Origin of the sequence: Streptomyces sp. NPDC006265 (assembly GCF_040613555.1) — a bacterium.
GTDB lineage: Bacteria > Actinomycetota > Actinomycetes > Streptomycetales > Streptomycetaceae > Streptomyces.
Genome location: NZ_JBEXSH010000354.1, coordinates 1 through 8,516 on the forward strand (window position 1 = coordinate 1; position 8,516 = coordinate 8,516).

The window sequence follows — 8,516 nt, forward strand, 5'->3', positions numbered from 1 at the left end:
GCCGCCACCCACCACCACCCCCCGTCTGGGGCCCCCGACGTCACGCACGGGCCCGAATTAACCAACAGCGTCCCCTCTGCGGGTGGGGGGCCACCGCCGTTTCCAGTGGAACGCTCAGGCCGCCAGGTCGACGAAGCCGAGGTGCGTCATCACCTTCCGGTAGTCCACGGAGGGCACCGAGTTGGGCAGGACGATCGGCAACGGCACCTCGTCCTCGTAGAGCTTCTTGGCGTCGGCCGAGTACCGGATGTAGGGGGGCAGCACGGAGCCTGCATGCCTTCCGGGGGAGTCGAGCGGCTGCCCCGAAGCCGCGTCCCCCCTCGGTCCGGACGCCTTCGCTAAGGCGCCCGGGCGACAGCGGGTTTCGCGGGGCCGGTCAGTGGTGGGCCTTCGCCGCCTCGGCGGTGAGCTCGTTGTGCACACGCAGTGCCGCCCTCGCGTACTCCACGGGCGACGGGTTGGCACCCTGCACGTCCGTCATCGCCGCCAGGAAGCGTGCGTAGCGGGCCTGGTCGGCGCCGTCGATGACGTCCTCGATCAGCCTGAACGCGCTCGTCGCGAAGCGCCTGAGGGCCAGCGGCCGCGTCTTGCGGCCGCCCGTGCCCCGCGTGTCGCGCTCGATGACGCACTCGGCGTGTGTCTCCGTCACGGCGACAACGCGCAGCATCCGCTCGCGGTCGACCATGTCGGGGGCCATGTCCTGCCACAGCTGTCCGACCCGGACAGGGCCGACGGTGGAAGAGACGGGGGAGGGGCTGGCGCTCATGGGGAACTCCCTAACAATGGCGAAGGGTTGGTGCCGGGCGGCGGGCGCGCCCGGGGACGAGCGTAGGAACGGGGGTCTCAGGCCGTGGCCCCGGGGGCGGGAGCCTTGCGGATGCGGAGGTTCTCCGCCTGGATCTCGGCGCAGAACCTGCCGATGAGCACCCACAGCGGCATGGACAGCCCGTCGAGCTGGTCATGGAGCAGCCGGGCGGCTTCGTGCATGCCGTGCTGCGCGCGGACCACGTCCGTCTCGTCCAGGCGGCGCACCGTGCGCTCAAGGCACCGGCCGGCGCGAAGCAGGTGGTCGTGGGCCTCGCGGCTGACCGTCTCCAGCCGCAGCGGATGTGCCGGGGTGAACCGGGACGGCGGTGGCGGGGCCGGGTCGAACGCGGTCAGGCGGGCCGCGCTGAAACGCGTCGCCCACAGCTCCACCATGTAGACCGCAGCAGCCTGCCAGGCGGCCTCGTCATGCTCGCCGGTGCGTTCCTGGAACGTCGTGATCGCCCGGTCGAGGAGGGCCTCGGCGCGCTCCAGCGCGGCGGCGTGGCCGAGACGGAAGTCCTCCAGGGCCTTGGCTGCCTCGATCACGTGCACCTGGGCTGCGGGGGCGTGATCGGTGAGACTGCGGCGCATCAGGATGTCGCCGGCCTCCACGACGATCCTCGACCCCGCAGCGGCGGGTTCCCCTGGCTCGGGGGACAGAAAGGGCATGGTGCGTACTCCTCAGGTGTCATGTCGGAGGCGGGAGGAAGATCCCGGCGGACCAGGAGACGGGCAAGTTCCGGTGTGCACGGCCTCCTTGGGCGCGGCCGCTGTCTTCGCGGCGGCCCTGACCAACGAGAAATGACAATACATCTTGAAAACTAATCAGGCAACGATCACAATACATATTGGAACACCAGCAAGGCGCTTGCGTCGACCGTGATTGCTGCGTTAGATTCGCGTTAGATTTGAATGGTGAGAGTGGAGGTGGAGATGGGGGCCAGCGACCCGGTAGCGGCCGTACTCGACCGGATCCCGTTCGACGGCCCGGTGCCGCCACTGCCGGACCCGGCAGAACGCGTCAGGCTCCGCGAGGCGTTCGGCTGGACGGTGACGCAGATGGGCCAGGCCAACGATGTGCGCCGCGAGACGGTGTGGACCTGGGAATCGGACCCTCCCCGCACACCGCGCGGCGAGAAGGGACAGCGGTACGCCAGGATCCTCGCCTACTTCGCCGCCGAGCTCGCCCGCGCTGGTGCGCAGGACGACTCCGCCAACCTGGAACCCGGACCCGAGCCCGAGCCGGCGCCTGACGCGGCCGCCGCGGAGGCGACCCCTCTCGAGTTCGACTTCGACATCGAGGACCCTCCCGAGCTGTCCTGGCCGGACCCCGATCCCGCTCCGGCCCTCACGGAGACGGCGCAGCCGGAGTTCGACGTGCCCGAATCCTTCATTCACCTGCCGGAGGGGGTCACCCGGCTCTGTGTCCGCTGCGGGCAACCGACGTCGAGCGTCGTGGAGGGCCAGCCCCGCCACGTGTACCTCCAGGCCATGGCCGCCATGGGCATGCCCCGCTGCGGCACCCGGCCCACCGCCTCGGCCGCTCCCGCCCCCACCCCGCGGAACGAGACGCCGACGCCCACGCCCACCGTGGCCGCCACAGCCTCCGCCGCACCGGCGGCCGCCACACGGGCAGCCGCCGTACCGGGCGCCGCTCCGGCTCCGGCGCTCCCCGCTGCCGCCGCGCCCTCCGCCCCAGCGCCGGCAGCGCCGCGCCGCCCGGCCGCCGCCCCGGCCTCCCGCCGCAAAACGGTGAAGAAGCCAGCCGTAAAGCCGGTGCCCCCGGAGTACGCCGACGGCCCGCTGGCCGTCCTCGACATCACCGACGGCACCCTGACCGCGCACCTCGTCGACGGCCGCACGCTCCTGTGCCCGGCCAAGACCCTCCAGGCCCTGGCCGCCTGGGCACTGGACAAGAAGAAGATCCGCCTGGGGGCAGCCAAGCTCCACGACAACGGCTTCGACCAGGACCCGCTGCTCATCCTCACCGAAGGAGCCGTGGCCCACTTCAGCCTGCCCACCAACCTCGCGGACCAGGAGGAGCTGCGCCTGCCGGCCGACGACAAAATCGTCAAGAACATCACGAAGGCCGGCTGGGAGCTCACCAAGTCCGGCTTCGGCCCCTGGGCCAGGATCTTCAAGCGCCTCGACGGCAAGCGCCACTGCGTGCAGCTCGCCCTCGTGCCCTGGGGCGCGCTGGAGACCCGTGCCTGGGGTAAGGCCGGGGACCTGTCCGCAGCCGACCTCGCCGCCATGCTCGGCACCTACGCCCGCCTGGTCATCACCCCCCGCGGCACCCTCGCGGTCACCGGCGACGAACTCATGACCGCGCTGCGCCCGCCCACCAAGGCCGAGTGGAGCGAGAAGGAGAACAAGTACGTCTCGGCGAAGGTGCCCCACACCCTCCACACCGTCGTCGAGCCCGCCCCGTGCGAGGCACCCGACGAACACCCCGTCGTCGCCGCCGACTACCCCGAGGAAGGCTCCAGGCCCGCCAGCGAGGCCCTCGACGAGGAAGCCTGCATCTGGGTCCGCCCCGCCGAGCTGATCACCGACGACGAACGGGCGTGCACCCACGTCGCCGCCCTCGACGTGCAGGTGGCCTTCCTCGCCGCCTGCCGACGCCTCCACGTCGGCACCGGCCCGGCCATCCACTACCCCCGCAACCCCGCCTTCGACCCCGACCTGCCCGGCTCCTGGTACCTGGACCTCTCCCACGTCGAGACCGACCCGCGCCTGCCCAGTCCCTTCACCTCCAGCGGTGAACGCCCCCAAGGCCCCGCCTGGTACGCCACCCCCACCGTCGCCTACGCCGTCGAACTGGGCGCCGACGTCCGCCCCATGGAAGCCTGGGTCCGCGATACCCACAGCCCCTACCTCCAGCCCTGGTACGACACCCTCCGCAACGCCTACCTGACGGTGATGGCCGACCTAGGCGTCACCCAGGACCTCGACGACGAAGCCTTCCTCGCGGCCATGGCCGACTACAAGGACGGCGACCCGATCCTGGTGACCCTGGCCAACGCCATCAAGGCCACCGCCAAGTCCGGAATCGGCAAGCTGCGCCAGCGCCCGAACATGGGCGTCGACCACGTCTTCGGCGATCCGTGGCCGGCCCTGAAACGGCTGACGTGGCGGCCCGACATCCGCGCCATGATCCTGTCGAAGGCGCGGACCAACATGCACCGCAAGATGCAGAACCTCGCCACCACGGCGAACCGGTACCCGCTCGCCGTCAACAACGACTGCGTCGTCTACGCGATCGACGGCCTGTCGCCGCTGCCCGTTCTGCTCGGCCCCGACGGCGAGCCGATCCGGGGCGGGTTCCGTCTCGGCGTCAACCCGGGCTCGGTCAAGCACCAAGGCTCCCAGACCATCGACTGGGCGCTGGACCTGCTCGTCGACGGAGTGAACATCGCCAACGAGATCAAGGACGCCTCGCTCGTCCGCGTGGCCTGAACAAGGAAGCTGACTGACTGTGGGACTGATCGAAGACCGCCTGGAAGAGGCCGCCGAGACCGCCTTCTCCCAGCCGATCCCCAAGACGCTCGGCGGGCGGATCCGATTCCTGCTCAAGCAGGAGGGGAAGGGCGTGAGCCGCGCCGAGGCCGCCCGCGCCGTCGCCGAGAAGATCGGCAAGTCCCAGCGCACCGTCGAGCGCTACCGCGACGACGAGATCAAGACCGCGAAGCCCGAGACCGCCGCCCTCATCGAAGCCACGGTCAAACAGCTCTGGCAGCCGATCGTCAAGACGAAGAAGCTCCAGGCCGCCGTCACCACCGGCGGCATCAAGGTTGACGTGCGCGGCAAATTCGGCTTCAAGAGCCCCAAGGGCACCACCAACGACCCCAGATACCGGCGCCTCAGCCGCCGCCTGGACGCCGCCACCGCCGCAGCCCTCTTCGAAGCCAAGGAGAACGGCGCCTCGGAGGAGGACCTCGCCCAGATCGTCGCTGACGGGCTGCGTGACGACTACTTCACCGACGGCGGCTCGCGCGCCACGTCCCTTCAGTCGGTCGCACTGACCGGCATCGACCACATCAAGTTCAGCATCACCTGACCCGCCGCCCGCACCCGGCTGAAAGGACCGGCCACCCCGTGACCGCGACCACCACCGGCACGCCGCCCAGAATCAGGCTGCGCCCGCATCAGTCCAAGGCCGTCCACGCCGCGCACACCGCGCTGCGCCTCACCGCCCGGACCTCCGTCGTGATGGCCTGCGGCACCGGTAAGACATACGTCGCCGCGCGCACCGCCGCCCGTGTCGCCCCCCAGGGCACCCGGCTGGTGCTGCTGCCCACCCTGGAGCTCCTCGCCCAGACCATCGACGACTGGCGCACCGCCGGCATGAGGGGCCCGGTCCTCGCCCTGTGCTCCAAACGCCCCAACACCGCGGGCGAGTCCGTCGCGTTCACCACCAACCCGGCCGCCCTGACAACCGCCGTCCGCCAGAACCCCGGCCTGACGGTTTTCGCCACCTACCACTCCCTGCACCGCGTCCAAGACGCCCACCACCGCTTCGGTCTGCCCACCTGGTCGCTGGTGGCTGTCGACGAAGCCCACCGCACCAGTGGTGACGTGGGAAAACGTTGGGCCGCCGTCCACGACGACGAGCTGATCCCCGCGCACAAGCGCCTCTACCTCACCGCCACCCCGAGGATCTGGTCAGCCGGCGAGCCCGGTGACGACGAGGACGACTCGCTCGTCGCGTCCATGGACAACCCGGCCCTCTACGGCGACACCTGCTTCCGTCTCCCGCTCGCCGAGGCCATCGACATAGACCTCCTGGCCGACTACCGCGTCGTCGTCATGGAAGTTCACGAAACCACCATCCGCACCCGCCTCGGGATCTCCGACAAGGCCACCGAAGCCGAGCTGCGCCAGGCCGCCCTCCAGATCGCCGTCCTGCGCGCCATGGCCGAGCTCGACCTGCGCCGCGTCGTCTCCTTCCACCACCGCGTCGCCGACGCCCACGCCTTCGCCGCCACCCTCCCCGAGACCGCAGCCCGCCTCTACGCGCTCGACGAGACCGGAACCAGCTGCCCCGACCCGGGGGAGCTGTGGGCGGCCGGCCTCGACGGCACCCAGGACCCCGCCTACCGCCGCGAGCTCCTGGACCGCTTCGACGGCCGCCCCGGCGAGTTCCTCGAACCGGCCCACCGCACCGTGATCGCCAACGCCCGCCTTCTCGGCGAAGGCGTCAACATCCCCAGCATCGACACGGTCGTCTTCGCCGACCCCAAGGAGTCGGTCGTCGACACGGTCCAGGCCGTCGGACGCGCCCTTCGCCAAAAGCCCGGCCAGGGCAAGAAGGCCACCCTCATCGTTCCCGTCTACGTCGCCCCCGGCGAAGACGCCGACGACCTCATGGGCTCCAACCTGTACCGGCCGCTCTGGCGGGTCCTCCAGGCCCTGCGCGCGCACGACGACCGCATCGCGGACCGTCTCGCCGTTCCCCAGCAGCCCGCCCACCCGGCCCTGGACGACGAGGACGAGGAGACCGGCGTGCCCGTGGACGTCGTCTTCGACCGGCCCTTCCCCGCCGACACCATCGCCCAGGCGTTCCGGCTGCGCGTCCTCCATCCCCGCGAGGCGTCCTTCCGCCGCGGCCTGGAAGCGGCCACCGCCTACCAGCAGACCTACGGGCACCTCGACGTCCCCCGCCTCCACGACGACGAGAACGGCTTCGCACTGGGCCGCTGGATCAACCGCATGCGCAAGGCGTACGCGGCCGGCACCCTCAAGCCCGCCCAGATCAAGTCCCTGGAACACCTCGGCATCATCTGGAACCTCCAGACCCAGGCCGCCGAACGCGGACTCCTTCACGCCCGCAACTGGGCTGCCCGCCGCGGCCACCTCGCCGTTCCCAGCGACGAGATGATCGGCGACTACGCCTTCGGCCGCTGGCTCACCAACCGTCGAGCCGCCGCACGCACCCGCGCGGAAAAGGGACTGGAACCCGACCCCACCGACACCGCGCTCGCCGAGATCGACCCGTACTGGAACCCCGCCTGGCCGATCACCTGGCAGCGCCTCTACTACACCGCCCGCGCCTACGCCGAGGCGAGCATCGTCCTCGACGACCTCCCCGCGGACTTCATCACCGACGACGACGAACCCCTCGGCGAATGGGTCCGCGCCCAGAACACCGATTACCACACCCTCCACCCCGAGCAGCTCCGGCTCGTGCGCGAACTGGGCGTCACCCTGATCGAACCCGCCGAAGATGAGCCGCCGCAGCCCACCGGCCGCGCCGCCCGCCAGCAGAGGATGCTCGACCAGGGCCTGGCGGCCGTCGCCGCCTTCCGCGACCGCGAAGGCCACGTCCACATCCGCCAGCGCGACACCGTCACCGTCGACGGTGAGGAGTACAAGGTCGGCCAGTGGCTCAAGAACCTCCGCAAACGCTGGGACACCCTGCCCCCCGAACACCTCCAGGCCGTCACCGCCGTCGGCATTACCCGCCACCCGCAGCCGCCCGCCACGCTCACAGCCACCCCCGGCGCCTGAACCAAGCTCCTCGAAAGACCCGGCCCGCCGCCGGCGAAGCTCCCGGCCACGAACGGTGCGCACCCACCCCGTGCTCAATTCGTCGACCAGCTACCGCAGCCGGGCGGACGACTCTTCTCACCCACCCAGGAACCCTCCATGCCCGCACCGCGATACCGCGTGACCATCGACCCGTCCGTACCGGCGAGCCAGGCCGCCCTCATCGCCGGGATCCCGCCCGAGCTCCTGCCTCCCGCGCACGGAGACGTCCCCGCGCGCCCCGCGTGGGCCGGCAAGCGGCCAGGTCTCTTCGACCGCGGCGAGTCCTACCGCTGGTTGTGCTACCGAGAGGGCTACGCCGCAGCCGTCACATACCGCGGCCGGTACCAGGTGGAGGAAGTGCGCGAACTGCCGGACGACCTCAAGCCCCTCCAGGCCAGGATCGCCGCGGTCACCGAGGCCGGCACCTCCCTGCGCGACGAGGAGACACGGCTCACCCTCGCCGCCGAAGCGCGCGCACTCACCCAACTCCTCGCCCGGCACGCAGAGCTGTCCGAGCGCAGCCACACCCTCAACGCCAGCACACCGGCCCCCGCCGATCCCGAGGCCGACCACGTCTTCCGCGACCGCCTCACAGCAGCACTCAAGGCGGTCGAAGACCGCATAACCCACATCGAGAACGCGCTGCAGACCGCCCGGGCCTCGGACCTGGCCGACGCCGAGGCAGCGCAGCGCGAGGCAGCCGTCCCCGAAGCGCAACGGCTCAACGACGACGCTCTCGACCTCCTTGCACGGGCATCGGCCGGCTCGCTCGCCACGCACCTGCCGCGTCAGCACACCTCCCACCCGCCCGCCACTCCCACGACCTCGCCGGAACCGGACTGACCCCTCCGCCCCCCGCGCTCGGGGCCCCCGCTGCACGACAGATCAGCCGCGCTGCCCGCGACGGTCAGCCCGGCGTTGGCGACGAGTGGATGCCTCGGCGCGCCATGCGGGAGCGAGGTCGTTGTCCGGTCAAAGGGGGGGGTGGGCCACGCCCCGAGCGACCTCACTGTCAGACCCCGGTGACAGGATGACGGCACAAGCGTCGCGTCCGCCCAGCAGGCGCGGCAACCCGAACAGCACGGAGTACCGCACATGAACCGCAGTGAGCTGATCGAAGCCCTCGACCGGGACGCGGTCGCCGAGGGCATCGCCCGCGAGATGCGGCGGGACGCGTC

Annotated in this window: 8 protein-coding genes; 4 read left to right on the top strand and 4 right to left on the bottom strand. The window is 71.1% G+C overall.

What is annotated here, in order from left to right:
• Positions 1-114: 114 nt before the first annotated feature.
• The 3 genes from ABZ281_RS26005 to ABZ281_RS26015 all read right to left on the bottom strand — a co-directional run bounded on the left by ABZ281_RS26005 (position 115) and on the right by ABZ281_RS26015 (position 1,476).
• Positions 115-264 (bottom strand): hypothetical protein, encoded by a 150-nt coding sequence (locus ABZ281_RS26005; RefSeq protein ID WP_356659177.1) that lies wholly within the window; start codon positions 262-264, stop codon positions 115-117.
• 112 nt (positions 265-376) lie between these two features.
• Positions 377-766, bottom strand: coding sequence for a DUF6354 family protein (locus tag ABZ281_RS26010; RefSeq protein WP_356659179.1), 390 nt, complete (start codon positions 764-766; stop codon positions 377-379).
• A gap of 77 nt (positions 767-843) precedes the next feature.
• On the bottom strand, positions 844-1,476 hold the full coding sequence (locus ABZ281_RS26015; protein ID WP_356659181.1) for a hypothetical protein: 633 nt from the start codon (positions 1,474-1,476) through the stop codon (positions 844-846).
• Positions 1,477-1,740: 264 nt separating this feature from the next.
• On the opposite strand from ABZ281_RS26015, the gene ABZ281_RS26020 reads away from it, so the two are divergent.
• From ABZ281_RS26020 to ABZ281_RS26035, 4 genes are all read left to right on the top strand, one after another.
• A complete protein-coding gene (locus tag ABZ281_RS26020) occupies positions 1,741-4,266 on the top strand; it encodes an XRE family transcriptional regulator (protein WP_356659183.1) in 2,526 nt (841 codons plus the stop codon).
• A 19-nt stretch (positions 4,267-4,285) separates the two neighbouring features.
• The gene (locus tag ABZ281_RS26025) at positions 4,286-4,867 is read left to right on the top strand and encodes a terminal protein TpgA1 (RefSeq protein ID WP_356659185.1); all 582 of its coding nucleotides are present in this window, start codon (positions 4,286-4,288) and stop codon (positions 4,865-4,867) included.
• A gap of 38 nt (positions 4,868-4,905) precedes the next feature.
• Positions 4,906-7,317: a Helicase associated domain protein gene (locus ABZ281_RS26030; RefSeq protein WP_356659187.1), complete on the top strand. Its 2,412-nt coding sequence runs from the start codon at positions 4,906-4,908 to the stop codon at positions 7,315-7,317.
• 138 nt (positions 7,318-7,455) lie between these two features.
• Positions 7,456-8,181: a hypothetical protein gene (locus ABZ281_RS26035; protein WP_356659189.1), complete on the top strand. Its 726-nt coding sequence runs from the start codon at positions 7,456-7,458 to the stop codon at positions 8,179-8,181.
• Positions 8,182-8,310: 129 nt separating this feature from the next.
• Here ABZ281_RS26035 and ABZ281_RS26040 read toward each other — a convergent pair.
• On the bottom strand, positions 8,311-8,516 hold a 206-nt coding region (locus ABZ281_RS26040), incomplete at its 5' end, for a hypothetical protein (RefSeq protein WP_356659191.1).